General features: G+C 68.6%; 29 protein-coding genes. 16 read left to right on the plus strand and 13 right to left on the minus strand.

Annotation, left to right across the window (positions count from 1 at the left end; genetic code table 11):
- Position 1 precedes the first annotated feature (1 nt).
- The 8 genes from IEZ09_RS27175 to IEZ09_RS27210 all read left to right on the plus strand — a co-directional run bounded on the left by IEZ09_RS27175 (position 2) and on the right by IEZ09_RS27210 (position 6168).
- Entirely contained in the window at positions 2-1051 is a 1050-nt protein-coding gene (locus IEZ09_RS27175) for an ABC transporter substrate-binding protein (protein ID WP_189256599.1), read from the plus strand.
- Positions 1052-1073: 22 nt separating this feature from the next.
- Complete coding sequence (locus tag IEZ09_RS27180; protein WP_189256600.1) at positions 1074-1850, plus strand: ABC transporter ATP-binding protein; 777 nt, start codon at positions 1074-1076, stop codon at positions 1848-1850.
- Positions 1834-2706, plus strand: a complete 873-nt coding sequence (locus IEZ09_RS27185; RefSeq protein WP_189256601.1) for an ABC transporter permease — start codon at positions 1834-1836, stop codon at positions 2704-2706. Before IEZ09_RS27180 ends, IEZ09_RS27185 begins: the two co-directional genes overlap by 17 nt.
- Before the next feature lie 11 nt (positions 2707-2717).
- Entirely contained in the window at positions 2718-3410 is a 693-nt protein-coding gene (locus IEZ09_RS27190) for a sirohydrochlorin chelatase (RefSeq protein ID WP_189256647.1), read from the plus strand.
- Between the two features lie 58 nt (positions 3411-3468).
- Positions 3469-3975 (plus strand): hypothetical protein, encoded by a 507-nt coding sequence (locus IEZ09_RS27195; RefSeq protein WP_229813000.1) that lies wholly within the window; start codon positions 3469-3471, stop codon positions 3973-3975.
- Positions 3976-4165: 190 nt separating this feature from the next.
- On the plus strand, positions 4166-4555 hold the full coding sequence (locus tag IEZ09_RS27200) for a hypothetical protein (RefSeq protein WP_189256603.1): 390 nt from the start codon (positions 4166-4168) through the stop codon (positions 4553-4555).
- A gap of 159 nt (positions 4556-4714) precedes the next feature.
- The gene (locus IEZ09_RS27205; RefSeq protein WP_189256604.1) at positions 4715-5320 is read left to right on the plus strand and encodes a cyclase; all 606 of its coding nucleotides are present in this window, start codon (positions 4715-4717) and stop codon (positions 5318-5320) included.
- Between the two features lie 71 nt (positions 5321-5391).
- Positions 5392-6168 carry an enoyl-CoA hydratase family protein gene (locus IEZ09_RS27210; RefSeq protein WP_189256605.1) on the plus strand — a complete coding sequence of 259 codons (777 nt, stop codon included), beginning with the start codon at positions 5392-5394 and terminating at the stop codon, positions 6166-6168.
- Here the strand turns inward: IEZ09_RS27210 and IEZ09_RS27215 are convergent.
- From IEZ09_RS27215 to IEZ09_RS27230, 4 genes are read right to left on the minus strand one after another with little or no spacing between them, the layout of a single operon-like run.
- On the minus strand, positions 6165-6581 hold the full coding sequence (locus IEZ09_RS27215) for a hypothetical protein (protein ID WP_189256606.1): 417 nt from the start codon (positions 6579-6581) through the stop codon (positions 6165-6167). The genes IEZ09_RS27210 and IEZ09_RS27215 overlap by 4 nt on opposite strands.
- A 43-nt stretch (positions 6582-6624) precedes the next feature.
- Entirely contained in the window at positions 6625-6888 is a 264-nt protein-coding gene (locus IEZ09_RS27220) for a barstar family protein (RefSeq protein WP_189256607.1), read from the minus strand.
- Positions 6885-7334: a guanyl-specific ribonuclease gene (locus tag IEZ09_RS27225; protein ID WP_189256608.1), complete on the minus strand. Its 450-nt coding sequence runs from the start codon at positions 7332-7334 to the stop codon at positions 6885-6887. Before IEZ09_RS27225 ends, IEZ09_RS27220 begins: the two co-directional genes overlap by 4 nt.
- The gene (locus IEZ09_RS27230; protein WP_189256609.1) at positions 7331-7549 is read right to left on the minus strand and encodes a hypothetical protein; all 219 of its coding nucleotides are present in this window, start codon (positions 7547-7549) and stop codon (positions 7331-7333) included. The genes IEZ09_RS27225 and IEZ09_RS27230 overlap by 4 nt, the downstream gene beginning before the upstream one ends.
- 70 nt (positions 7550-7619) lie before the next feature.
- Here IEZ09_RS27230 and IEZ09_RS27235 point away from each other — a divergent pair, with 70 nt between their 5' ends.
- Together IEZ09_RS27235 and IEZ09_RS27240 are read left to right on the plus strand one after the other, a co-directional pair.
- Complete coding sequence (locus IEZ09_RS27235) at positions 7620-8588, plus strand: zinc-binding dehydrogenase (protein WP_189256610.1); 969 nt, start codon at positions 7620-7622, stop codon at positions 8586-8588.
- Between the two features lie 111 nt (positions 8589-8699).
- A complete protein-coding gene (locus tag IEZ09_RS27240; RefSeq protein WP_189256611.1) occupies positions 8700-10121 on the plus strand; it encodes an amino acid permease in 1422 nt (473 codons plus the stop codon).
- Here IEZ09_RS27240 and IEZ09_RS27245 read toward each other — a convergent pair.
- From IEZ09_RS27245 to IEZ09_RS27260, 4 genes are all read right to left on the minus strand, one after another.
- Positions 10096-11625: a DUF885 domain-containing protein gene (locus IEZ09_RS27245; protein WP_189256612.1), complete on the minus strand. Its 1530-nt coding sequence runs from the start codon at positions 11623-11625 to the stop codon at positions 10096-10098. The genes IEZ09_RS27240 and IEZ09_RS27245 overlap by 26 nt on opposite strands.
- The gene (locus IEZ09_RS27250) at positions 11609-13147 is read right to left on the minus strand and encodes a DUF885 domain-containing protein (protein ID WP_308202417.1); all 1539 of its coding nucleotides are present in this window, start codon (positions 13145-13147) and stop codon (positions 11609-11611) included. Before IEZ09_RS27250 ends, IEZ09_RS27245 begins: the two co-directional genes overlap by 17 nt.
- A 10-nt stretch (positions 13148-13157) precedes the next feature.
- Positions 13158-14204, minus strand: coding sequence for a nitronate monooxygenase (locus tag IEZ09_RS27255; RefSeq protein WP_189256614.1), 1047 nt, complete (start codon positions 14202-14204; stop codon positions 13158-13160).
- A 107-nt stretch (positions 14205-14311) separates the two neighbouring features.
- Positions 14312-15769, minus strand: coding sequence for a chitinase (locus IEZ09_RS27260; protein WP_189256615.1), 1458 nt, complete (start codon positions 15767-15769; stop codon positions 14312-14314).
- Positions 15770-15909: 140 nt separating this feature from the next.
- On the opposite strand from IEZ09_RS27260, the gene IEZ09_RS27265 reads away from it, so the two are divergent.
- The 4 genes from IEZ09_RS27265 (at position 15910) to IEZ09_RS27280 (ending at position 19480) form a co-directional block, all read left to right on the plus strand.
- Positions 15910-17049: an SGNH/GDSL hydrolase family protein gene (locus IEZ09_RS27265; RefSeq protein WP_189256616.1), complete on the plus strand. Its 1140-nt coding sequence runs from the start codon at positions 15910-15912 to the stop codon at positions 17047-17049.
- 10 nt (positions 17050-17059) lie between these two features.
- On the plus strand, positions 17060-17491 hold the full coding sequence (locus IEZ09_RS27270; RefSeq protein WP_229813001.1) for a phosphohydrolase: 432 nt from the start codon (positions 17060-17062) through the stop codon (positions 17489-17491).
- 74 nt (positions 17492-17565) lie between these two features.
- Positions 17566-17793: a hypothetical protein gene (locus tag IEZ09_RS27275; RefSeq protein ID WP_189256618.1), complete on the plus strand. Its 228-nt coding sequence runs from the start codon at positions 17566-17568 to the stop codon at positions 17791-17793.
- 109 nt (positions 17794-17902) lie between these two features.
- The gene (locus IEZ09_RS27280; RefSeq protein WP_189256619.1) at positions 17903-19480 is read left to right on the plus strand and encodes a peptide-N4-asparagine amidase; all 1578 of its coding nucleotides are present in this window, start codon (positions 17903-17905) and stop codon (positions 19478-19480) included.
- Here IEZ09_RS27280 and IEZ09_RS27285 read toward each other — a convergent pair.
- Entirely contained in the window at positions 19477-20088 is a 612-nt protein-coding gene (locus IEZ09_RS27285) for a class I SAM-dependent methyltransferase (RefSeq protein ID WP_189256620.1), read from the minus strand. The two genes, IEZ09_RS27280 and IEZ09_RS27285, sit on opposite strands and share 4 nt — an antisense overlap.
- 97 nt (positions 20089-20185) lie before the next feature.
- On the opposite strand from IEZ09_RS27285, the gene IEZ09_RS27290 reads away from it, so the two are divergent.
- On the plus strand, positions 20186-20785 hold the full coding sequence (locus IEZ09_RS27290; protein ID WP_189256621.1) for a dihydrofolate reductase family protein: 600 nt from the start codon (positions 20186-20188) through the stop codon (positions 20783-20785).
- Between the two features lie 42 nt (positions 20786-20827).
- Positions 20828-21739: a LysR family transcriptional regulator gene (locus IEZ09_RS27295; protein ID WP_189256622.1), complete on the plus strand. Its 912-nt coding sequence runs from the start codon at positions 20828-20830 to the stop codon at positions 21737-21739.
- On the opposite strand, the gene IEZ09_RS27300 is transcribed toward IEZ09_RS27295, so the two are convergent.
- The 4 genes from IEZ09_RS27300 to IEZ09_RS27315 form a co-directional block, all read right to left on the minus strand.
- Positions 21732-22670, minus strand: coding sequence for a GNAT family N-acetyltransferase (locus IEZ09_RS27300; RefSeq protein WP_189256623.1), 939 nt, complete (start codon positions 22668-22670; stop codon positions 21732-21734). The two genes, IEZ09_RS27295 and IEZ09_RS27300, sit on opposite strands and share 8 nt — an antisense overlap.
- Complete coding sequence (locus IEZ09_RS27305; protein WP_189256624.1) at positions 22667-24166, minus strand: FAD-dependent monooxygenase; 1500 nt, start codon at positions 24164-24166, stop codon at positions 22667-22669. The genes IEZ09_RS27300 and IEZ09_RS27305 overlap by 4 nt, the downstream gene beginning before the upstream one ends.
- A gap of 10 nt (positions 24167-24176) precedes the next feature.
- Positions 24177-24728: an SDR family NAD(P)-dependent oxidoreductase gene (locus IEZ09_RS27310; protein WP_189256625.1), complete on the minus strand. Its 552-nt coding sequence runs from the start codon at positions 24726-24728 to the stop codon at positions 24177-24179.
- A gap of 164 nt (positions 24729-24892) precedes the next feature.
- Positions 24893-25744, minus strand: coding sequence for a DUF72 domain-containing protein (locus tag IEZ09_RS27315; RefSeq protein WP_502255048.1), 852 nt, complete (start codon positions 25742-25744; stop codon positions 24893-24895).
- Positions 25745-25747: the final 3 nt, after the last annotated feature.

The following is a 25747-nucleotide window of genomic DNA, read 5'->3' on the forward strand; positions in this document are numbered from 1 at the left end:
CGTGAACCTCAAGCCCGCCGTTGCCATCGCACTCATCGCACTGACCGCACTGTCCGGGTGCAGCCGCCGCAGCACCGAGGACGCTCCCGCCGCCCAGTCGAAGGGCGCCGCGACCGAGGTCCGCCTCGGGTACTTCCCGAACGTGACCCACGCCGCCGCGCTGATCGGCGTCGAGAAGGGCTTGTTCGCCAAGGAGCTCGGCAACACCAAGCTCACGACGCAGACGTTCAACGCCGGTCCGGACGAGGTGAACGCGCTGCTGGGCGAGTCACTCGACATCGCCTACATCGGGTCCGGCCCGGCGATCAACGCCTACGCGAAGTCCAAGGGTGAGGCCGTCAAGCTCATCTCCGGTGCCACGTCCGGTGGTGCGCAGCTGGTGGCGAAGCCCGAGATCAACTCGGTTGAGGACCTCAAGGGCAAGACCGTCGCCACGCCGCAGCTCGCGAACACGCAGGACGTGTCGCTGAAGAAGTACCTGGCGGAGAAGAACCTCACCGGCCAGGTCACGGTGCAGAACTCCGAGAACGCCGCCACGCTCGACCTGTTCAAGAAGGGCGACATCCAGGCGGCGTGGCTGCCGCAGCCGTGGTCGGCACGCCTGGTCGCCGAGGCCGGCGCGAAGGTGCTGCTGGACGAGAAGACCCTGTGGGAAGGCGGGCAGTTCCCGACCACCGTGGTCATCGTGCGGACGAAGTTCCTGCAGGAGCACCCGGAGACGGTCGAGGCCGTGCTGAAGGGCCACGTGGCGGCGATCGACTGGGCCAAGGCCAACAAGGACGAGGCGAAGACGACGGTCAACGCCGCGCTGGAGAAGCTGACGTCGAAGAAGCTCGGCCAGAAGATCCTCGACGCCGCGTGGGACAACATCGAGCTGACCTCCGACGCGCAGGCCAAGACCTTCCCGCAGCTCGCCAAGGACGCCGTGACCGCGGGCGTGGCCAAGGAGGCCGCGAACGTCGCCGGGTACGCCGACTTCACGTTGCTCAACAAGGTTCTTCAGGCACAGGGCAAGCCGCAGGTGCAAGCAGCCGGTCTGGACAAGAAGTAACTCTCCGAGGGGACACACGGACATGACCGCCACGCTCGAGACCACTGTTCTGTCTACTGTGGATACTGCCGTCGAACTGGCCGGCGTCCGCAAGGTGTTCGGCCACGGCAACTCGGCCGTGGTGGCCCTCGACGGGGTCGACCTGAAGGTCAAGCCCGGCGAGTTCGTGTGTCTTCTCGGCGCGTCGGGCTGCGGCAAGAGCACGCTGCTGAACATCGTCGCCGGCCTGGACGGCGCGACGTCGGGTGAGCTGCAGCTCAACACGTCGCGCCCGGCCGTGATGTTCCAGGAGCCCGCGCTCATGCCGTGGCTCACCGCCGCCCGCAACGTCGAACTGGCGCTGCGCTTCGCGGGCGTCGGCCGCCTGGCGCGCAAGCGTCGCGCGCTGGAACTGCTGGAGCTGGTGCGGCTCGGCGACGTCGCGGACAAGCGCCCGCACGAGCTCTCCGGTGGCATGCGCCAGCGCGTGGCTCTGGCCCGCGCGCTGGCGTCCACCACCGTGACCGCGGACGGCGCTCCCGCCCTGCTGCTGATGGACGAGCCGTTCGCGGCGTTGGACGCCATCACGCGCGACGTGCTGCAGAGCGAACTGCTGCGCGTGTGGGAGACCACGAACACCGCGATCATCTTCGTCACGCACGACGTCCGTGAGGCCGTGCGCCTCGGTCAGCGCGTCGTGCTGCTGTCCTCGCGCCCCGGCCGCGTCGTGCGCGAGTGGGACGTCACGGGCTCGTCGGACTCCGTTCTGGACGAGATCAACACCCACCTCCGAGAGGTCATCAGTGGCCACGCCGTCTGACACGCTCGACAAGGTCGGCGCGGGCCTCGACGCGCTGGACGCACCCGTCGAGGCGCAGAAGCCGCCGTTGTGGCGCCGGTTCGTGAAGACGGGCGTGCCACCGATCATCGCCTTCGCCCTGCTCCTCGGCGTGTGGCAGGCGTTGTGGGCCTCGGCCCTGCTGCCGGAGTTCCAGCTGCCCGCACCGGTCAACGTGTGGAACGAGCTGATCCGCAGCATCGGCACCGGTGAGGCGTTCAGCGTCCTGTGGACCTCGTTGCACCGCGCGGTGTTCGGGTTCATCGCGGCGGTGCTGATCGCGACGCCGCTGGGCTTGCTGGTCGCCAAGGTCCGGGTGGTGCGCGCGGCGATCGGGTCGTTGCTGACCGGTCTGCAGTCACTTCCTTCGGTGGCCTGGGTTCCGGCCGCAATCCTGTGGTTCGGCGTGACGCCCTCGACGATCTACTTCGTGGTGCTGATGGGCTCGGTGCCGTCGATCGCCAACGGCCTGGTCGCCGGCATCGACCAGATTCCGCCCCTGCTGCCACGGGTCGGGCGCGCTCTGGGCGCCGGCCGGCTGGCTTCGGCACGCCACATCCTGCTGCCCGCGGCCCTGCCCGGCTATTTGGCGGGTCTCAAGCAGGGCTGGGCGTTCTCGTGGCGGTCGCTGATGGCCGCGGAGATCATCGCGACGTCGCCCCAGCTCGGCACCGGGCTCGGGCAGTACCTGCACAACGGGTCGTCGTTGAACGACATCAACATGGTGATCGCGGCGATCTTCCTGATCCTGTTGGTGGGCATCGGAATCGAGCTGCTGCTGTTCCGCCCGTTGGAGCGCGCCGTGCTGCGGGCCCGTGGACTGACGGGAGCGCTGTGACTTCCTTCGGGATTCCGCTTGTCGCTGTCGCCCATGGCAGTCGAGATCCCCGATCGGCCGCGTCGATCCACGCGTTGCTGGACGTCGTGCGGTCGTTGCGGCCGGACCTCGACGTGCGCGGCTGCTTCCTGGACCTGTGCGCGCCCCGGCTGAGCGACGTGCTGCGCGGACCTGCGATCGTCGTACCTTTGTTGCTGGGCAAGGCTTATCACGCACGCGTCGACGTCCCGGCCGCGGTCGCCGAGTCCCGTGTTCCCGCGGTCGTCTCCGACGTGCTGGGCCCGGACCCACGACTGGAGTCGGCCGCGCTGCGACGGCTGTCCGAGGCCGGGGTTTCGTTCGGCGACCGGTCGTTGGGCGTGGTGCTGGCAGGTGCCGGGTCGTCACACGGGCCCGCGAACGAAGCCGTGGCAAGCGTTGCCCGGCGGTGGGCTCGGGAGTCCGGGTGGGCCGGGGTGGAGGCGGCGTTCGCGTCGATCGCCTCGCCGACCGTGCCTTCGGCGATCGAGCGGTTGCGTGCGAAGGGTGCCACGCGGATCGCCGTCGCGTCGTGGTTCCTCGCGCCGGGGCTGTTGCCGGACAAGGTCGCCTCGCTGGCGGGTGATGCCGTGGTGGCGCGGCCGTTGGGGGAGGACGTCGAGGTGGCGCAGTTGGTGTTGGACCGGTACGACGAGGCCCTCGCACGCCAGTCGGTGGCTGCCTAGCCGGGATGGCTTGATCACCCGAACGGGAATTGTCGGTGGTACCTGCGATCCTGTTTGGATGCATATGTTCGTCGACGAGACCGAACGCGGAGGGCACCTGCTGGCCGCGACGCTCGTCGCTCCCGCCGCACTGCACTCGACCCGGTCGCTGATGCGGAGTCTTCTCCTGCCAGGTGAGCGGCGCGTGCACTTCAAATCCGAGAAGGACAGCCGCCGCAAGTTCATCGTGTCGCGCATCGTCGAGCGGTCTTTTGAAGTAGTGGTGTTGTCAGGCAGCGAAAAGGGCGACGCCGCACGTGGCGTCCTGCTCGAAAGGCTGGTGACGGAGGCAATCGACCGGGGTGTGAGCAGGCTCGTCCTCGACTCTCGCGATCATGCGAGCAATGGACGTGATCGCGTGGTGCTCGCCCGCACGAAAGCCCGGGACGCGGGCATCGTCTACGAGCACATCCAGTCGTCAGCAGAGCCGGCGCTCTGGGTGAGCGACGCAGTCGCCTGGTGCTTGGGCGCAGGCGGGGACTGGGTACGGCGGATCAGCCCCGTGGTGACCCGCATCGAGCCCTGAACAGCGCGAAGCCCAGGCAGCAACCGTCCGGAAGCGCACCTGGGCTCACTTCCTCCACCTAGTGGCAGAGGCTATGCACGAAGCATAGCACATTTGAGCCCAACCGCTCCTGCCCACCTGATTTCCACAATCGCCCCGACCGCAGCCCAACCGCGTGATACCACTGCGCAAACGGCACCGGGGGGGCGACGTGACCGACGATCCGACCAGCTACAACCACAGCGCACGCGACGGATTCTTCGACGGCTCCGCCGACGACATCGAAGACTTCCACAGCGACGACTTCCCGCGCTCGCGTCGCCACTCAGGCCACTACGACCTGTCCGGAGCACCCGCGTGGGTCGTCGCCTTCACGTGGCTGGGCGCCCTCCTCGCGATGGCCGGCATGGCCGTCTTCTTCTTCGGCGTGCTGGGCGACACGACACCGGACGTCCCAGCGCCGACCGGCTTCCCGTCGATGCGAGCGGAGCCCGCCACACCAGGCGGACCCGACCTCCGACTGGGCTTCGGCCTGTTCTTCGTCGGCCTGGTCCTCACTGGAATCGGGGCGCTCGGCCACGCCACCGCACGGCGGCGCTGAACGCGAAACGCCACTTCCGGCCGCCGCCACAAGATCGAATGTGCGCGGCCGTTCGGGCGATGTGAAGTGTGAACCGTTGACGTGAAACCTACTCATGAGTAGTCAGGTGATTACGCCGCGTGCTGGAAATGTCCCTCGTCCACTCAACGGGGAGAGGCCATGAAGCTAGCCGGAATCGCATCCCTGCTACTCGTGCTGATGTTCGCGACCAACGCGGAGGCAGCACCGCAAACCGTCACCTACAAGCTCAGGGCCAGTGCGGCCGGGCAGTCGTCGGACTTCACGCTCGACCAGGGCGTCGACGCGAGTGCTCCCGCGACCGTCGCGCCCAACGGGGCCGTCAAGGTCACCATCGACCCGGCGCCCAACAAGGTCCCGGCTGAGGCCGGTGGCCGGCAGGTGCGGGAGATCAAGGGGCTCGCGCTCAAGCTGCCGGTGCCCGCCAACTCGAAGTTCCAGTCCGCGTCGCTGTCCGGCGGTTCCGGGCTCGGTGGCACGCCGACGATCGCCTTGCAGGGCAACGACGTCGTGCTCAGCGTGCCGGGGCCGATCAAGGGCGGCGCCGACTTCGAGCTGCCGACCGTCACGATCAACCTGCAGGCGGGCGGCACCGGCACGATCACCACGAAGCTGGGCGGCACCAGCTACGACGCGCCCGGCCTCACCTTCACCGCCGTCGTCACCGTGATCGGGTTCCCGGTCAACGCCGCCGCGAAGGGCTACCCGGACCCCAACCCCGTGCTGACGACCACGACCATCGGCTGACCACTGTGGTGCCCCACCCCCTGCCGGGCATCACGAAGTAGAGCTCGTCTGCCCCGGCTAAGGTCAGCGCCATGGCAGACGAGCTCGTCCATTACGAGGTGCAGCGTGGCATCGCGACGATCACGCTGGACTCCCCCCACAACCGCAACGCCCTGTCCGCGCAGCTGCGCAGGGAGCTCAAGGAGCACCTGACCGCGGCGAAGCAGGACGACCAGGTGCGCGTGGTCGTGCTGACCCACACGGGTTCCGTGTTCTGTTCCGGCATGGACCTCAAGGAGGCCGCCGGCGCGAGCGCGGGAGACCAGGGCGTCAACGAGTTCCCCGCGATCCTCGAGCAGATCTGGACCAGCCCCAAGCCGGTCGTGGCCGCGCTCAAGGGGCCGGCCCGCGCGGGTGGCGTCGGCATCGTCGCGGCCTGCGACATCGCGATCGCCGCGCACGAGGCGACGTTCGCGTTCAGCGAGGTCAGGATCGGGGTCGTGCCCGCGGTCATCTCGGTCACCGTGCTGCCCCGCCTGCTCCCCCGCCAGGCCCACGAGCTTTTCCTCACCGGCGAGACCTTCGACGCCAACCGCGCCAAGGAGATCGGCCTGCTCAACTCCGCGGTGCCCGTCGACGGCGTCGACGCCGAGGTCCGCCGCTACACCGACATGCTCGCCCTCGGCGCGCCCAACGCCCTCGCCGCCACCAAGGAGATGCTGCAGCAGGAGCGGTCCACGAACCTCGGCGAGGTCTTCGCGGACATGCTCAAGCTGTCGGCGCAGCACTTCGGCGGGCCGGAGGGCCAGGAGGGCATCGCCGCGTTCAAGGAGAAGCGCAAGCCCTCCTGGGTGCCTGCCGAGGGCTAGAACCAGCCCGTGCACTCGATCACGCCCTGCGAGGAGCCGCAGGCGCGCATCACCTTGCCGTCGTTCTTGAACGGCTCGGTGTACTTCGCGGTGCCCGAGTCGATCCGCGTGTACCCGAGGAACCCCTCGTGCTCGTTGGCCGAGGGGTCCTTGCGGTCGGTCCAGATCTCCTCGCCGGGCGTGCCGTAGGAGATGCGGCCCCACGCGCACTTGGACTTGTTCGACGCGCGCAGCTCGATCACGCGGCCGTTCTGCATCGTCACCGGGTTGTCGCCGTCGATCGTGTCGAACGGCGTGAAGGGTTCCTCCTGCGAGCAGTCGGGGTCACCGGCGAACGACACGGCGGGGCAGAACACACCGACAACCAGCACGACACCGAGCACACAGCTCAGGCGACGGAATTGCGTTCCCATGGAGCTGCACTGTCCACTCCGGACGGCAGAAGCGCAGCCCAAGTCACCGTTCCGTGCGAATGACGCGCAGTTTCCGGTCACCTGATTCAGCGGTCCGTTTCGCAGCGTCACGTAGCACGTCCGCCACGGCCGAGTCCAGGTTCGCGGGCACGACCAGCACGTATTCGCCCTCGGGCAACCACGAGAGATCGGTCAGGCTGTCGTACAACGCGTCGAGGTTCTGCCCGAACCAGTCCGGAAAGTCGAGCGCCTCGGCAATCGCCGAGATCGCCGCCGACTTTTCCGAAACGAGAATGTGCCGTTTCATTTCTTCACGTCCACGACGACGAACGTCGAATAGTGGTCGCCGGTGTAGAAGACTTCTTTTTCCGAACCGGTCACGAGCCGGCGCGCGCCGCGGTCGGGACTGCCCGGCGTCGGCACCGTGTACTCCTTGTAGTACCCGGACTTCCGCTGCGGCAGCCGCTTCTCCCGGTTCTCGAACGTCACGCCGTCGTTGCGCGGGTACGGGAACGGGCCGTTCGACTCGATCAGCTTCCACGTCGCACCGGCCTCGGCGGGCAGCTTCGACAGGGCCGTGATCTCCAGGCCCGAGTCGGCGCCGGGCACGGTCGCCGCATCGGCGGCACTCGTGACCACCGGCTTCGTGGTCTCGGGAGGCGGTGCAGACGTGTTGCCCTTGACGAACCACCCGATCACGACCAGAGCGAAGAGCCCGACCAGTGCGACGGTCAGGCGACGACCAGGACTCACGCGGCGACCTTCTCGGGCTCGGGTTCGGGCTCGGGGGTCGCGTCGGCGCCGGAAGCCGGGTTCTTCGCACCCCAGTCAGCGACGCGGTCGATCAGCCGCGCCACGCCCAGGCAGAGCGGCAACACCACGATCATCACGACGGGGAACTGCACGGCGACGGGCAGCTGCACGACCCACAGCTCGACCCCGTCCCACCACTGCACCAGCCAGTCCACCCGCCCGACTCTAGTCTCGTGACGGGTGTCACGGCATTTGACCAGGCAACCGGTCGGTATGTTGCGAACCATGTTCGCCGTTTACGCAGCAGAACCCAGTCCCGAGAACCCGCTGGCCTCGCTTCGCGTCGGCGAGCGCCCCGAGCCCGAGGTCCCGAACGGGTGGGTGCGCGTCGCGGTCAAGGCGGCCAGCCTCAACATGCACGACCTGTGGACGTTGCGCGGCGTCGGCATCAAGCCGGAGCAGTTCCCGATGATCCTGGGCTGCGACGGCGCCGGCACCCTCGACGACGGCACCGAGGTGGTGCTGCACTCGGTCATCGGCGACCCGGACTGGTCGGGTGAGGAGACGCTCGACCCGAAGCGCACGCTGCTCACCGAGAAGCACCAGGGCACGTTCGCCGACTACGTGGTCGTGCCCGCCCGCAACGCGCTGCCCAAGCCTGCCGACCTGACGTTCGCCGAGGCCGCCTGCATGGGCACGGCGTGGCTCACGGCGTACCGGATGCTGTTCGTGAAGTCCGGCCTGCGCCCCGGCCAGACGATGCTCGTGCAGGGCGCGTCGGGTGGCGTGTCGACCGCGCTGATCCAGCTGGGCCGTGCCGCCGGTTTCCGCGTCTGGGTCACCGGCCGCACCGAGGAGAAGCGCGCACTGGCCACGGCGCTGGGCGCCCACGAGACGTTCGAGTCCGGTGCGCGCCTGCCCGAACGGGTGGACGCGGTGTTCGAGACCGTCGGCAAGGCCACCTGGTCGCACTCGATGAAGGCGCTCAAGCCCGGCGGCATCGTCGTGATCTCCGGTGCGACGTCCGGTGACGCGACGGCGGCCGAGCTGCAGCGGCTGTTCTTCCTGCAGCTGCGCGTGGTCGGCTCGACCATGGGCACGCGCGAGGAGCTGGGCGACCTGATGCGGTTCTGCGCGCTCAACGGGCTCAAGCCGCAGATCGGCGCTGAGCTCAAGTTCGAGGACGCCGAGCAGGGCCTTCGCTCGATGCTGGAGGGCGAGACCGCCGGGAAGATCGTCTTCACCCGCCCGTAAACAGGAAAAGATTCCAAAAATCGCTCACTTGATTGGTGGGTTCGAACAAACCGCGTGACAGTTGACGCACGTAGGTTCGCCCGGACCCACCTTCATCAAGGGAGCTGAAGCATGAGTACGGCGCAGGGCGTCTTCCGGCGCAAGCCCATCGACCAGATCGCGGAGGACTCCGGCGACGGGCTCACCAGAACACTGGGCCTGTGGCAGCTGACCGCGATCGGCATCGGCGGCATCATCGGCGCTGGCATCTTCTCGCTGGCGGGCGCCGTGGCGAACAAGACGGCGGGTCCCGCCGTGCTGATCTCGTTCCTCGTGGCCGGTGTCGCGAGCGCCGCGGCGGCGTTCTCCTACGCGGAGTTCGCCGGCCTGATCCCCAAGGCGGGCAGCGCCTACACCTACGGCTACGCGGTTCTGGGCGAGATCGTCGGCTGGTTCATCGGCTGGGACCTGTTGCTGGAGTACACGGCGATCGTGGCGGTGGTCGCGATCGGCATCTCCGGCTACTTCACGGAACTGCTGTCGCTGCTCAACATCCATCTGCCGCAATGGATGCTGGGCGCGCCGGGCACCGAAGGCCAGGGCGTCGAACCGGGAAGTTACAAGGTCAACCTGTTCGCGGTGATCCTCTGCCTGCTGATCGCGTACGTGCTGAACCTCGGCATGAAGAACGCGGCACGGTTCGAGACCACGCTGGTGTACCTGAAGATCGCCGTGGTGCTGCTGGTGATCGTCGTCGGGGTCTTCCACATCGACACCGACAACTACAACCCGTTCTTCCCCTTCGGACTGTCCGGTGCTTTCACCGGCGCCGCAACGGTCTTCTTCGCGGTGTTCGGTTACGACGCGATGAGCACGGCCGCCGAGGAGTCGAAGGACTCGCAGCGGCACATGCCCAAGGCGATCATCTACTCGCTGGCGATCTCGATGGTCCTGTACGTGCTGGCCTGCCTCGTGCTGACCGGCATGGTCAACTACAAGGACGTCGACGCGGAAAGCGCGTTCGCCACGGCGTTCGCGGACATCGGCTTCCACTGGCTCGGCATCATCATCAGCGTCGGTGCGATCCTCGGCATCACGACCGTGCTCTTCACGTTCCTCCTGGGCGCGGCCAGGGTCGGCTACTCGATGAGCCGCGACGGCCTGCTGCCGCAGTGGTTCGCGAAGACGCACCCGGTGAAGCACGTGCCGTCGCGCATCACGTGGGTGCTGGGCATCGCCTCCGCGGTCATCGCCGGGTTCCTGCCGATCGCCGAGGCCGCCGAGCTCACCAACATCGGCATCCTGCTGGCGTTCGTCGTCGTCTGCGTCGCCGTGATCGTGTTGCGCTACAAGCAACCCGACCTGCCGCGCACGTTCAGGACGCCGGGCATGCCCATCGTGCCGATCATCGGTGTGGTGTTCTCGGTCTGGCTGATCACCTTCCTCACCCCGGAGACCTGGCTGCGGTTCGCGATCTGGTTCGCGATCGGCATGGTGATCTACTTCGCCTACTCGAGGCGCAACTCCGTCATGCAGCAGCAGTCCAAGCGCTGACCAGGTCGTTCAGCACGGGGAGCGGCACCGCGCCGCTCCCCACGACCAGGTCGTGGAACGCGCGCACGTCGAACCGGTCGCCCAGCTTCTCCTCGGCCTCGGCGCGCACCCGCTGGATCTCCAGGCGCCCCACCATGTACGCCAGCGCCTGACCGGGCACCTCGATGTACCTGTCGATCTCGGAGGTGATCTCGGGCTCGGGCATGACCGTGTTCTCCCGCAGGTAGTCGACGGCCTGCTGCCGCGTCCACCCGAACGCGTGCAGGCCGGTGTCGACGACCAGCCGGCCAGCGCGCATCGCGTCGAGACCGAGCATGCCCAGGCGCTGCTCGTCCGACGAGTAGAGGCCCATCTCGTCGGCGAGGCGCTCGGTGTAGAGGCCCCAGCCCTCCAGGTACGCCTCGATGAACGCGAACCTGCGGATGTTGTGCATGTCGGTCTCGGCCGCGATGCTCAGCTGGTAGTGGTGGCCGGGCACCGCCTCGTGGAACGCCGTCGCCTCGGACAACGTGCGGCTGCGTTCGGTGGCCCCCAACGGGTTCAGCCAGTACGTGCCGGGACGGCTGCCGTCCAGCGGTGCGGGCAGGTAGAACGCGATCGGCGACGTCTCCCGCTCCGCTTCGTCGACGGCCCGCACCTGACACCCGACCTTCGGCATGCGGCCGAACCAGTTCGGCGCCTCGGCCTCGGCCCGCGCGATCGCCTCCACGGCGTTCGCGACCATCTCTTCCTCGTTGTCCCACAACAGTTCCGTGCGCAACCGCCGGAAGATCTCCTGCACGTCGCCCGTGCCCCACAACCGGGAGCCGATCTCCGCGTACTCGTCGCGCAGCCGGGCGATCAGGTCGAGCCCCAGCTGGTGCAGTTCGGCGGGGCTGTACGACGTCGTCGTGTAGTTGCGGACCAGGTTCGCGTAGTTCTGTTCCCCTTCGGGCAGCCAGCACAGGCCCGGCTGGTCGTCACCACGACCGTCCTCAATGGACGCGAGGACCTCGCGGAACCCGGCGACGGCCGAGCGGATCTCGCCGGAGTACGAGCCTTCCCACTCCTGCGCCGGGGCGGCCAGGAACCGGTCCAGGCGTGTCTTCCCCGCTTCGAGGTGCCGGCGCAACGGCCTGCGGTCGGAGTTGCGCACTCTCTCGCCCGCCTGGCCGATGTAGCGGGCGAACTTGTCGAGCCGCTGGGACACGTCGAGCTGCGAGGCGATCATGAGCAGGCCGTTCACCGGCGCGCTCAGGCCCGTCGCGACGGTGTGCTCGATCAGCCTGGCGTCAATGCGCGTGATCATCGACTGGCCCTGGTGCCTGATGACGGCGAGCGTGACGGGGTCGGAATCACTCGCCTCGGCCCTGCGCAGGATGTCGGTGATCCGCGCCCGCAGCGCCTGCTCGCCCTCCACGCTCAGGTCCTCGACCCGATCGTCCCAGCCGGGCAGGCCGAACATCGTGGCTGACATCGGCGAGGCGTCCATGAACGCCTGGAACATCTCATCCGCGACTGACATCAGGCCTCCCGGACCAGGTGGTGACAAGATCGGCCAGGGTGGACAACGGCACCACGCCGTTCTCCAGCACCAGGTCGTGGAACGCCTTGATGTCGAACCGGTCGCCCATCGCCGCCTGGGCCTCACCGCGCACCCGCATGATCTCCAGGCGTCCCACCATGTACGCGAGCGCCTGTCCCGGCGTCTCGATGTACCTGTCGACCTCGGACTCGATCTCGGTGCTGTCCATCGCGGTGTTCTCGCGCAGGTAGTCGACCGCCTGCTGCCTCGACCAGCCGAGCGCGTGCAGGCCCGTGTCGACGACCAACCGGCCGGCGCGCATCGCGTCGAGGCCGAGCATGCCCAGGCGCTGCTCGTCCGACGAGTAGAGGCCCATCTCGTCGGCCAGCCGCTCGGTGTAGAGGCCCCAGCCCTCGATGAAGGAGTCGATGAACGCGAACTTGCGCACGTTGCTCAGCTCGGTCTCGGCTGCGATCGAGAGCTGGAAGTGGTGGCCGGGAATCGCCTCGTGGAACGCCGTGACCTCCGACACCGTGCGGCTGCGTTCGGTGGCGCGCAACGGGTTCGCGAAGTACGTGCCGGGACGGGAGCCGTCCATCGCGGCGTCCTCGTAGTACGCGAACGGGGCGCTCTCGCGGTCCATCTCCGGCACGAACCGGACCTCGCACCGCGCCTTCGGCAGCCGCCCGAACCAGTTGGGCGCTTCGGCCTCGGCCCGCGCGACGGCCTCGACCGCGCTCGTGAGCATGTCGTTCTCGTTGTCCCACAACAGTTCTGTGCGCAACCGCCGGAAGATCTCCTGCACGTCGGTCGTGCCCCAGACGCGCGAGCCGATCTCGGCGTACTCCTCGCGCAGCCCGGCCATCAGGTCCAGCCCCAACTGGTGCAGCTCGGCCGGGGTGTACGAGGCGGTCGTGTAGTCGCGGACCAGCTTGCGGTAGTTCTCCTCGCCTTCCGGCAGCCAGCAGAGGCCCGCGTGCTCGTCGTCGCGACCCTGAAGGGAGAGCAGGAACTCGCGGTACCGGGCGAACGCCGGGCGCAGGTCCGCGTCGCCCTCCCACTCCTGCACCGGCCCGGCGAGGAAGCGTTCGACGTGCGCCGCCCCGCTTTCGGCGTGCCGGCGCAACGGCCTGCGGTCGGTGTCGCGCAACCGCTCCATCGCCTGGTCGAGGAAACGGGGTACGAGCTGCAGTCGCTGCGAGAGGTCGACGTGCGACGCCCTCCTCAGCAGCCCCGCGACCGGGGCGTTCAACCCGCGGGACACGGTGTGCTCGACGAGCCTGGCGTCGATCTTGGTGATGATCGACGTGGCCTGATGGGTGATCACGTCCTTCGCGACCTGGCTCTCGTCGCTCTCGCCGACCCGGCGCAGGATGTCGGTCAGCCGGGCGCGCAGCGCCTGGTGGCCTTCGACGCTGAGGTCTTCGAGCCGGTCGTCCCAGCCGGGCACGCCCACGAGCGTGGCGAACATCGGCTCGAAGTCCATCATCGCCTGGAACGTCTCATCGGAAAGCGAGGTCACGCTCTCCTTCTTAGCTGCGCCCGAAGCGCCGCGCCAAGGAATTGACCACATCGGTGAGCTCCGTGTGGAGCCTTCGCACGATGTCGGCCGCCGGTTCCGTCGTCGCGAGCGGGTAGGTCGTGCCCGCCCACAGCGACATGACCTCCAGCTCACCGGTCGCCCGCACCGGCTTGGTGAGGTGGTGCACGTTCGGGTACGCGGCGGGCGCGTGCGGGGTGTGCTCGATCAGGAACCGGTTCACGAGCCCTCGCGCGGGTCGTCCGCTGAACGCCCGCGTGAGTGCGGTCCTGCGCGCCCCTTCGGCGAGCGCTTCCCGGTGCGCCGCAGCGGTTCCGGCCTCCGGGCAGCCGAGGAACGCGGTGCCGAGCTGCGCCGCGACCGCCCCCGCCGCCAGCACCGCGGCGACGTCCGCGCCGCTCATGAGCCCACCGGTCGCGATCACCGGCAGGTCGACGGCGTTGCGGACGAGCGTCAGCGCGGCCAGCGTCCCGTACAGCTCACCGCCGCCGGGCGAGATGCCGTCGTCGGTGAACGTGCCGCGGTGGGCCCCGGCGTCCGCGCCCTGCACGCACAGGACGTCCGCGCCGATCTGCTGGGCCTGCCGGGCCTCGCTGGGCGTGGTGACCGTGACGACGATCGTGGTGCCGGTCGCCTTGAGCCGCTGCACGTCGTCCGCGTCGGGCAGCCCGAACGTGAACGACACCACCGGAACCCGCAACGCCAGCACCAGTTCGAGCTTCGCGCCGTAGTTGTCGTCGTCCCAGCGCGGATCGCCGGGCACGGCCCCGATCTTCTCCGCGCAGGCCGTGACGCGGTCCACGTAGGACGAGAGGTCGGCGGTCGGCCGCGTGCCGGGCACGAACAGGTTGACCCCGAACGGCTTGCCGGTGAGCTTGCTCGTCTGGTCGATCTTCTCCGCGAGCTGCTCGACGGTGAGGTAACCGGCCGCGAGGAACCCGAACCCACCGGCCTCGCTCACCGCGGCGACGAGCTCGGGGGTGGAGGCGCCGCCCGCCATGGGCGCGGCGATCACGGGCACGGCCAGCGTGTGGAACATGAGCACAACCTAGTTGGACCTGGCGGTGGATGCCCGGTAAAGCCCCTGTGTCCTTGCTGACGCAAGGAACAGGGGCTCTCCGGCAGTGACGACGGACGGACCATCATCTAGGGCAGGGAGTCCAGATGAGGGGCGACCGTGTTGGCGAACTGCCAGTTGTTCGACGCGTCCCAGTTGATCGACCATGTCATGGCGCCGCGGATCGACGGCCAGGTCGTGCTCGGCTTGAACGTGCCGCAGTTCGTGCCGCGGGCGAGGCAGCTCAGCGCGTTGTTGACGTTCGCAGGCGACTGGTAGCCACCACCGGCTCCTGACGGCGACGCGGGCAGTCCGAGGCCGACCTGGTCGGGACGCAGGCCGTTCTGCAGCTGGATGCACGCGAGCGCGGTCAGGAAGTTCACCGTGCCCTGGCTGTAGACCTGCTGGTCGCAGCCGAGCATCGAACCGGAGTTGTAGTACTGCATGTTGACGATGGTCAGGATGTCCTTCACGGCCAGCGCCAGCTTGAAGTACTCCGCGCCGGTGCTCTGCATGTCGATCGTCTGCGGCGCCATCGTGATCACCGTGCCGCCACCGGCGTGGATGCTGCGCAGCGCCTGTGCCATGTAGGTGGAGTTGACGCCGTTCTCGAGGTCGATGTCGACGCCGTTGAACCCGTAGTTGGCGATCAGCGACTTCACGCTGTTGGCGAAGTTGGTCGCCGCGGTGGAGTCGCCGACGCTGATCGTGCCGCGCTCACCGCCGACGCTGATGATCACCTTCTGCCCGCGGCTCTGCAGGGTCCTGATGTCGGCCTTGAACTGCGCGTCGGTGTAGCCGCCGAGCTGGCTGCTCAGGCCGGAGTCGAGCGTGAACGCGACCTGTCCCGGCGTGCCGGTCGCGTCGGCGAACGCCACCGCGACGATGTCGTAGGTGGTGGGGACGTCGGACAGCCTGAGTGCGCGCGCACCGTTGTAGAAGTTCTGCCAGTAGCCCGTCAGGACGTGCTTGGGCAGACCGGTGTTCGGCGGGTTGCTGGTCGTGGTGGTGGTAGTGGTCGTTGTCGTGGTGGTGGTGGTGCTCGTGGTCGTCGGCGGCGTACCGGGACCGTCGAGGCTGACGTCGTCGGCGTAGTAGGCGGGCTGGCCGTACCAACCGTGCAGGTAGATCGTCACGCTGGTGGCCGCGCCGCTGGTGAAGTCGACGGTGAGCTGCTGGAAGCCGTTCGTGCCCGGCGTCCAGGTCTGCTTCTCCACACCGCCCGTGACGCCGAGGTAGACGTAGCTGCCCTGCACCCACGCGGTCAGCTTGTAGGCCGTGTTCGCTTGCACCGTCACGGTTTGCTGGCATCGCGCGTTGCTCTGCCCGGCCGGCGCACCCTGAAGTGCGTAACTGCCCGTGCGCTTCGTGCCCGTGGTGACGCTCGTTCCCTCCGAGCAGGTCCAGCCGCTCAGGTTGCCGGCCTCGAAGCCGCTGTTGGCCGCGAGGTTCGCGGCGCTGGCGCTGCCGTTGATCACCAACACCAGACCGGCGCAGGCGAACAGCGCGGACAGCAGCGCTATCGCTGCTCGTCTGGTCTTGGACATGGTCCACCTCCACACATCATGCGGCGGCCATGCTGTGAGTTGGACTAAAAATGGACTAGACCACTGCCCTCGGTCAAGCATTGCGCTGGTCATCGGATGTATTACTCTGACCCCGCCGCCGTGTTACCCGAGGGAGTGACATGCGCGTATTGGCTGTTCTGGCGTTGCTGCTGGGGTTTGCTTCTCCGGTTGGCGCGTCTCCCGGCTGGGTGGCGGCGTGGGGGTCCGCGATGCAAACACCCGTGACATCGGAGGTCAGCGGTACCTCCTACACCGTGCGCAACGTCGTCCGGCTGACCGTCGGCGGCTCGACGGTGCGAGTGAAGCTCTCGAACGTGTTCAGCTCCGGCGACCTCACCGTCGGCAAGGTGTCCGTGGCCGCGGCCGGAACCGGTGCCGCGCTCGGTGACAAGGCCCGACGAGTCACGTTCCACGGCCGCGAGTCCGTGGTCGTGCCACGCGGCCGTGAGGTGCTCTCGGACCCGGTGGCGTTGCGGACGCTCGCGGATTCCTCTGTCGCCGTCTCGATCTGGGCCTCGTCGGCACCAGCCGTGGCGACCTATCACCGCAGCGCGTTGTCCACCAACTACGTGGCTCCCGGCGACCACGCCCAGGACCTGGACGGTTCGGCGTTCACGCAGAAGGTGTCGTCCTGGTACTACCTGTCCGAGGTGTCCGTGACCTCGCCCGTGCGCGGATCCGTTGTGGCGCTGGGCGACTCGATCACCGACGGGTCCGGGTCGACCAGCGGCGCGCACCGCCGGTGGACCGACGTGCTGGCGTCGCGCACTCCCCTCGGCGTGGTGAACTCCGGAATCTCCGGCAACCAGCTTCTCCGCGATGGCACGTACGGCGTCTCCGGCATCGCACGGACGCCACGGGACGTGCTGCAACGGTCCGGCGTGCGGACGTTGATCGTGCTGGAGGGCATCAACGACATCAAGGCCAAGCCCGATGCCACGTTCGAAGAACTGCGCGACGGCTACCTGCGGGTGATCTCTCTCGCGCACTCCCGCGGCATCCGTGTGCTCGGCGGAACCATCACGCCGATGGGCGGCTATGGCAACTACACCGACGCGCGCGAGGCCGTGCGTTCCGCCGTGAACTCCTGGATCCGGACGTCAGGCGCGTTCGACGGCGTCGTGGACTTCGACGCCGCCGTGCGCGATCCCGCGCGCCCGGCGTGGCTGCGCGACGAGTACGCCAGGCCGGACCGTCTGCACCTCACCGATGCCGGCTATCAGGCCATGGGCCAGGCGGTGGACGTCTCACTGCTTTAGCTTGATGCGCGTGTTCACCCTCGCAGACGCCATCGCCATCGCCACCTCCGCGCACGACGGCCAGGTCGACAAGTCGGGCCGCCCGTACATCGGACATCCGCTCCGAGTGATGGCATCGGTATCGGGTGAACACGCGCAGATGGCCGCCGTCCTGCACGACGTCATCGAGGACACCTCCGTGACCGCCGCGGACCTGTCGGCACGGGGGTGCCCCTCAGTGGTCGTCGACGCCGTCGTCGCGCTCTCCCACCTGCCGGGCGAGCCGCAGGCCGACTACCTGCGCCGCGTGGCCGCGAACCCGTTGGCGGTGACCGTGAAGCGCGCGGACATCGCCGACAACCTCTCCCCCTCCCGCATGGCCCGTCTTGATGACGAGACGAAGGCGCGGCTGGAGATCAAGTACGCCACCGCGCTGAGGTTGCTCGACGAGTTCGTGAGTTAACTAACCTTCTTCATCGGTACAGGTCGCTTGAACAGGGTGTATTATCGAATCGTAACCAAGATTGGAAGGACACGATGACCCGCCACGACCTGTCCGTGAAGTCCCTGCGCTCGAGCCTGGCGACCCGCCGTGACGCTCGGCTGAAGCGCCGGAGCCTGGAGCGGCAGTTGGCCAGCTACACCTCCGAGAGCGACCGCCTCGAACTGGACGCCATCCTCTCCCGCCACACGGCCGAGGAGACGAGCGAGCTCCGTTCGATCATCAACCGTCAGGCCATGGACCGGCTGATCCGTTCCGCCTGACAGAGGTCATGTGTGGGCCACCCCGGCAGCGTCGCCGCGGGTGGCCTTTGCGTTTCCCGGCAACCGTGAACGAGTGCACCTCGCGGCACGACGGCGCTAACGTCCGGCCATGCGTCGAATCCTCGCCACGGCGTTGGCCGTGCTCGCGCTGATGCCGGTGCCCGTGGCGAAGGCCGACCGGGTGGTCACGGACTACCAGGATCCGCTCCAGGCGATCCCCGCGGTGAGCCGGCCGCCGACGAAGTCCTGCACGGTCACGGCGATGCGGCACACGTTCGCGAACTCGTACGGGCAACCGTTCGTCGGCACGCTCGCGCCACCACCGGACTGCGCCGGGCCGTGGACGAAGGTCGTGCTGGACTGGACGGGACGCAGCAAGGGGCGTCAGTTCGACCGGCTCGCCGGGTTGTGGATCGGCGGGGCGGAAGTGCTGCGGACGTCGACGCCCGAGCCGGACCCGTCGGGCATCGTGTGGCACTTCGACCGGGACATCACGGCTTTCGCGCCGCTGCTCACCAAGACGCAGCCGTTCGTGGTGGATCTCGGCAACGTCGTCAACGACACCTACACCGGGCTGTTCGACATCGAGGTCACGGTCACCTACTACCAGGCGACGAGGCGGTACCCGGCACCTCGGCAGGCCGACGTCGTGCTGCCCCTCTCCGCCGACGCTCAACGGCCAGGCTGGCAATTCCTCAAGGACGGCAAGAACTTCACTCGCCAGGTCACCGTTCCGCCGAACACCGCGAAACTGACCGCCGAGATCTACGCCCGCGGTGGCGGCTGCGAGGAGTTCTGGTGGTCGAACGTGCCGAGCGACCTCGCCGCCCGGTTCCCGGACGCCGGACTGTGCGGTGGCGGAACGTATCGCGAGGTCGAGGTGCGCGTCGACGGGCGGCCCGCCGGCGTCGTCGCCCCGTACTCGGTGATCTACACCGGCGGGGTGGCGCCGATGCTGTGGCGGCCGATCTCGGCCATCGACGCCATCGACACGCTGCCGTACACGATCGATCTGAGCCCGTTCATCGGAACGTTGACCGACGGGAAGGCGCACACGATCGAGCTGGTCCCGCCGCGCGGAATCGTGCACGACTGGACGTTGGGCGGAAACCTCTTCGCCACCACGGATCCGCACGTTCAGCGGGTGACCGGAACGCTGAATCTCGCGGATGTACCCGCCGCCGAGGTCAGGACGTCCACGACCGGCACGGATCTCGACGTGACGATCAAGACGCACGTGCGGCGGGCTTGGCGGACCAGTGGCGTGATCAGGACGTCTCACGGCACGCAGCAGGTCTTCTCCCAGGGCGCCTGGACGTTCGACAACACGACATCGCTCGCAGAGAAGGCAACCAGGCAGAAGACCGACCAGAGGGTGACCGGCGCGTACTCGTCGAAGGGAAGGCTCGACGGGTTCGACTTCCCGCTCAACGTGGACGTCACGCAGAACATCGTGAACGACAACAACTACCGCATCGACGCGAAAGTCCACATGGGACGTCGTTTGTGGACGGTCGGTGAGGGGGCGAAGTTCAGCGATGACACCATCGACACGCAGGGCGGCTTCGGCCGGACCAACGGGGTTCTTTCCTACGCGGACGGGTCGTCCAGCGAACGCTGGCGCGGCACGGTGGACGGCCGCTACTACCAGCGCACGCTGAAGACCGAACACGGGTACGTGGTCTAGTAGAGACGCTTGACGGTGAGGACGTTGTCCTTGCGCGCCTCCTCCTGACCGTCCGGCCCGACCAGAGGCCGCTCGACCACCTCGTCGGTGATGACGATCCAGTTGTCCGTCAGCTTGAGGTGGTCGAGCACGTCCTTGGTGGTCGGGAAGTAGTAGTGCTGGTGCTCCGACCACGACGGCGCCCCCGCGTGCCCGCCGATGATCAGGTGGCCGCCCGGCGCCACCGCCTGCGAGGCCCGCTTCAGAATGCTGTTGCGCTCCCCGTCCTCCTCCACCGGCGAGTGCAGGAACTGAGCGCTGACCAGGTCGAACAGCCCTTCGGGGAACGTCTCCTTGAGGTCGTGCCGCTCCACCGCGATCTCGACGCCCTCGTCGTAGGCGTGCTTCAACGCCCGGTCCAGCGCCACCTGCGACACGTCGACACCCAGCACCCGCCAGCCTCTCTTGGCGAGCCACACGGCGTCGCCGCCCTCCGCGCACCCGATGTCGAGCGCGCTGCCGGGCGTGAGGTGCTCGGCTTCCCGCACCAGCAACGGGTTCGGCTTGCCGGACCACACCTGGTCCCGCTCCGAGTAGAAGGACTCCCAGAACTCCTGTGCAGTCGTCATGCTCCCAAGATGCGCGCGACCGTGCCGGACTGGCAACTTTCGTTGCCAAAGCAGCAACGCTGGACGTCGCACGGCGCGTGGGCCACGCTCATGGGTCATGGTGACCTGTGACTTGACGATCTCCCTCGACGGCTACTCCGCCGGCCTCAACCAGTCCGAGGACCGCCCGTTCGGCGACGACGGCGGCGACGGCTGGGGCAGCAAGCTCCACGCCTGGATGGAAGACGCGGACGAACGACAGTGGCAGATGGACAAACTGGCCACGACCAAGGCGTTCATCATGGGCCGCAACATGTTCGGCCCGATCCGCGGCGACTGGGACCGCCCGTGGAACGGCTGGTGGGGCGACAACCCGCCGTACCACGCGCCGGTCTTCGTGCTCACCCATCACGCACGCGAGCCGCAGCCGATGGAGGGCGGCACGACGTTCCATTTCATCACCGACGGCATCGAAGCCGCGTTCAAGCTGGCGCGCGAGGCGGCCGGCGACGGCAACATCTCCATCCACGGCGGCGCCACCACGATCAACCAGTACCTCAAGGCCGGCTTGATCGACGAGCTGCGACTTCGGATCGTGCCGATCACGCTCGGCGCGGGCACGCGGTTGTTCGACGGGGTGCCGCCGCTCGGCCTGGAGCAGGTGGAGTCGCGCGCGGGCAACGGGTTCACGCACGTCACCTATCGCGTCAGCAAGTAAGTCCCCATAACGCCACTGTTATCGTGAGCGAAGGTGGCAGTTATGGGGGCGTGTGTGGAGCTGCGCGACATCGAGATATTCCTGACCCTGGCCGAGGAGTTGCACTTCGGCCGGGCCGCGGAGCGACTGCACGTCTCGCAGGCACGGGTGAGCCAGGCGATCAAGGCGCAGGAGCGCCGGATCGGCGGGGTGTTGTTCGACCGCACCAGCCGCGCGGTGACGCTGACCCAGCTCGGCGAGCAGCTGCGCGACGACCTGCGGGCCGGCTACGACGCGATCCACCGGGGCGTGGCGCGGGCGACCGAGTCGGCGCGAGGCGTGACCGGGACCGTGCGGCTGGGTGTCATGGGCATGGTCGGGCACGAGCTGCGGAACGTCATCGACGCGTTCCGCGACCGGTATCCCGCCTGTGACGTCTCGCTCCAGGAGATCCACTTCAGCGACCCGTTCAGCCAGCTGCGGGCCGGGGAACTGGATCTGGCGGTGCTGTGGCGACCGGTGCGAGAGCCGGATCTCATCGAAGGGCCGGTGCTCCTGACCGAGGGACGGGTGATCGCCACGTGGCCGGGCCACGAGCTGGCCGATCGGCCGTCGGTGTCGCTGGAGGACCTGGCCGACCGGGTCGTCGTCCACGTCGGCTCGCACCTGCCCGAGTACTGGACCAGCTCCATGCTGCCCACGCACACCCCGAGCGGCCGGCCCATCCCGAAGGGTCCCCTGGTCACCACGTGGCACCAGGTGCTCACCCTGGTTGCCGACCGCAAGTGCGTGACGACGGCGAACGAGCACGTGCTGCAGTACTACACCCACCCCGGCGTCGTCTTCGTGCCGATCCACGACGTGCCGCTCACGGAGTGGGCGCTGGTGTGGCACACGGACGGGCTGCACCCGCGCGGGCGCGGCTTCGTCGACGTGGCGACGGAGCTCGGCCCGCGCAGGTACGGCGCTAGCTGATCTTCAGCTGGTACGTGTGCGCCCGGCGGTGCTCGCGGAAGCCCATTCGTTCGTTGACGGCGATCATGTGGGTGTTGTCGTCGGCGTTGTCGGTCTCGATCTCGACGATGCCGGGGTGCTCGGCGCGCAACTGCCGCACCATCGCCGTCTTCAGCCACCTGCCCAACCCGTGGCCGCGGTGTGCGGGCACGACCACGGTGTCGTACTGCAACGCCCGCCGCTGTTCTCCGGCCCGGATGACGATCTCGGTGAACCCGGCCACCACCTCCCCGTGCAGCGCGGCCGCGGTCAGCAGGGTGTCGCCGCGGTCGGCCACCACCCAGGCCATCGCGCGGACCCGCTCGGCGTCCCACTGCTGCGTGCCGTAGTCCATGTCGCCGGTGGGCATGTCGTTCATCGCGTTCTTGGCGGTGGCGAACGCGTCGGCCAACTCGTCCGGCACCGTGCCCGCCCAGGACCGCAGTCGGTAGCCGGCGGGATCGGCCACCTCCAAGTCCACTTCGGACAGATCGAGCAGCAGATGCCGCAACGTCAACACCCGCTCGAAGTTCCGCGCGGCGCAGAAAGACGTTCCCGGCTCGATGTCACCGACACCGGCGACCAGACTGCGCCGGTTCTCCGCCTGCGCGGCGAGGACGACTTGTGCCAGCAGTCGGGAACCCACGCCCCGGCGGCGCCAGTCGGGGTGCACGTACAACTCCAGCTCGGCCAGGTGCTCCTGTCCCCGGCGGTCGAACAACCGCAGGGAGGCGGCACCGGAGACCGTGCCGTCGGGTTCGTCGGCCAGCCAGAACAACCGGCGGCTGTCCAGGCCCGGCGTGGTGAGCTGCTCCAGGGTGGGCAGCGGTTGACCGGGCAGGTCGTGCGCCAGCGACGCGGCCAGCACGGAGTGCCACTGCTCGGCCTGCTGCGCGGACAACTGGTCGATCATGCGCCGAACCACCTGGTGAGCGCCTCGCGCAACGCGGGAGCGGCGGTGTCCGCGGGTTCGTCGACGGCCGCGGCCCAGGCGACGTGCCCGTCCGGCCGGATCAGCAGGGCGTCGGCGGGCCGGTCATCGGTCTTGGCGGTGTGGACGTCGACGCCCTGGACGAGCTCCAGCAGATCCACGCGGCCGGCCAGGTCGAGGAACACAGGCCGGGCCGCGTGCATGAGCTCCGCGACGCTGGTGACGCCCTGGTCGGTGTGCAGGGTGAGATCGGGGACGAACGCGCCGGTCAACGCGTGCGAGCCGGGGTACCGGATGTCCGAGCCGGCGACCAGCTCTCCCATGCGACGCAGTGGCTGCTCGTCGCTGAGCAGTTCCTGGAACAGCTCCCGGAGCGCCTGCGCGGCGGGGTCGTGGGCCCGCCGCAACGCCACCTGAGCCTGGCTGTGCAGCAACGTCCGTTCGACGGCGTGCTGCCGTTCGTCGTTGTAGGTGTCCAGCAGACCGGCCGGTGCCCAGCCCTGGACCTCGGCGGCCAGTTTCCAGGCGAGGTTGACGGCGTCGAGCATGCCGGCGTTGATCGCGATTCCAGTGGCCGGGAACAGGTGCGCCGCGTCGCCGGCCAGGAAGACCCGCCCGGCGCGGAACGACTCGGCCCGCCGAGCCTGGAAGGTGAACCGCGACAACCGATGCGCTTCTCCCACGGGCAGATGCACGCCGAGCACGCGCTGGATGCTCTCCTGCAGCTCCGCCACGGTCATCGGAACGTCGTCGTCGTACTCGGTCGTCTCGTCCTCGATGGTGTACACCGAAACAACCTTGGAGGCAGGCGACGCGCCGACCCCGAAGAGACCCCCATCGGTCCGGGTGAAGCCCGCGTTGACGACACCGGAGCCGGCCACCTCAAGCGCACCGTTGTCGAGCACGGTCACCTCGGCCGGCAGTGTGACCTGCGCCAGCCGGTTGACCTCGGGGTAGGTGGTGCCGGGGAACCCGATTCCAGCCCAGCCCCGGACCCGGCTGCGCGCGCCGTCGCACCCCACCAGGTAGCGTGCGGTCACCTGGTACGGCCCGTCCGGCCCCTGCACGTCCGCGGTCACCGCGTCGGCGTCCTGGCTCACCCCGACGACCTCGTGGCCGCGGTGGATGTCGACTCCGAGCTCGTCCGCGCGTTCGTCGAGCAGCTTCTCCAGCAACTGTTGCGGCAGCGGCAAAGCGTGCATCGGCGGATCCGCGAGCTGCGTGAAGTCCAGGTGCACGCCACCGAACGGGAACCGCGGCGCCGGGCGGGGCTCGGTGCAGGCCGCTTCGAACCGGTCCAGCAAACCCCGGTACCGCAACAACTCCAGCACCTGCCCGCCGAGACCACCGGCCTTCGGGGTGTCGCGGCGCCGCGGCTGCCGCTCCAGCACGAGCGGCCGCACTCCGGCCAGGCGCAGCTCGGCGGCCAGCATCAGGCCGGCCGGGCCGGCGCCCGCGATGATCACATCGGTGTTCAACGGATTCCCTTCAGGAGACGCGAACTGCTGCACGTGGTGCGCTGTCGATCGCACTGGTCGTGGTGTTGCTGGCGTAGAGGTCGGTCCAGCCGCCGCCCGGTTGCACGATGGTGAGCCGGACGCGGACCTGAGGAGCCTCGGTGCCCGCGCCGATGGTGGAGATCTGCACGATGTGCCCGCTGCCCTGGGCCCGCAGCAGTGGCAGCGCGGCCTGGCCGACCCAGGGCGCGCCGAAGAAGTTCAGGTCCTGCCGCGCGCGGTCCGCCGCCCCCGTGAGCTGCTGCATCATCCCGGTGAACAACGCCCCCGCGTCGTTCACGACGACATCGAGCCGGCCGAACCGCGCGACCGCCTCGTCGACCGCCGCGAACACCGCCGGACGGTCCGTCACGTCCAGGCTCAGCGCCAGCAGCCGGCCCGGGTACACCGCGGCGAGGTCGTCGAGACGTGAGACGTCACGGGCGGCGCCGACCACCCGGTCACCGGCGGCGAGCGCCGCCTTCGTGTACGCACGGCCGATGCGACGGTCAGCTCCGGTGACGAACCAGACTCTGGATGTCATGCCGAGAGCCTCCCCGGCCGGACTTCGACGATCAACGGCGAACCCCGCAACCACCGATAACCCGACCGTTATCGACCTGCACCAGGCAAAAGAGCAAAGGCCTGCTTCTTGCCCTTCGGCTCCTCAGTGGACAGTGCAGCGACGAAGGCCTCTTGCGAGTGAGCTCAGAACAGGGTCGCGGGCTCAACCGGCTCGGGTTCCGGCAGTGCGTCGAGGCCGGGCACGAGCGTTCGCACCTCGTCGTGGAACCTGCGGGCCAGCGCGGGCGCGTCGTCGTTGTCGGGGGTGTGCACGAACACCGTCGGCGACCGGCCCTCCCGCAGCCAGCCGGCGACCACCTCGGTCCACGGCCGCCACCCCTCGACCGTGTCCTCGACCGAGTCCCTGCCCAGGTAGCGGACGATCGGCTGGTCGGTCAGCGCCCGCGTCCGCCGGGGCAACCGCGGTTTGCGGTCCCAGGCCTCCTGCTCGGCCTCGCTGGTCGGCGGGCTCTGGAAGAAGACCTCGGTGTCGAACGGCACCCACTCGGCGTCCGCGCCGGCGAGTGCCTTCTCCAGCAACAACGTCGCACCGGCGTCGGTGAAGAACACCGGGTGACGCACCTCCACGGCACGCCGGAGGCCGGCCGGCAGCCTGCGCAGGAAGCGGCCCAGCGCGTCGACCTCCGCCGGGCCGAACGAACCGGGCAGCTGGGTCCACAGGACCGCGCGTTCGCCGAGGGGTTCGATCGCGTCCAGGAACGCCCGCATCTCGACCTCGACACCGGCCAGCCGACGCTCGTGCGTGACGACCTTGGGCAGCTTGACCACGAACCGGAATCCGGTATCGGTCTGCCGCGCCCAGGTCTCGACGGTCTTCCGGGCGGGCGTCGCGTAGAACGTGGTGTTGCCCTCGACGGCGTTGCACCAGCCCGCGTAGGCCCGCAGTCGCTCCCCGGCGGGAAGCGACTGCGGCAGGAACCGCCCGGGCCACGCCTTGTGGTTCCACATGGCGCAGCCGACGTGAAGACGTGCCACCGC

Source organism: Lentzea flava (assembly GCF_014648475.1).
GTDB classification, from domain to species: Bacteria; Actinomycetota; Actinomycetes; order Mycobacteriales; family Pseudonocardiaceae; genus Lentzea; species Lentzea flava.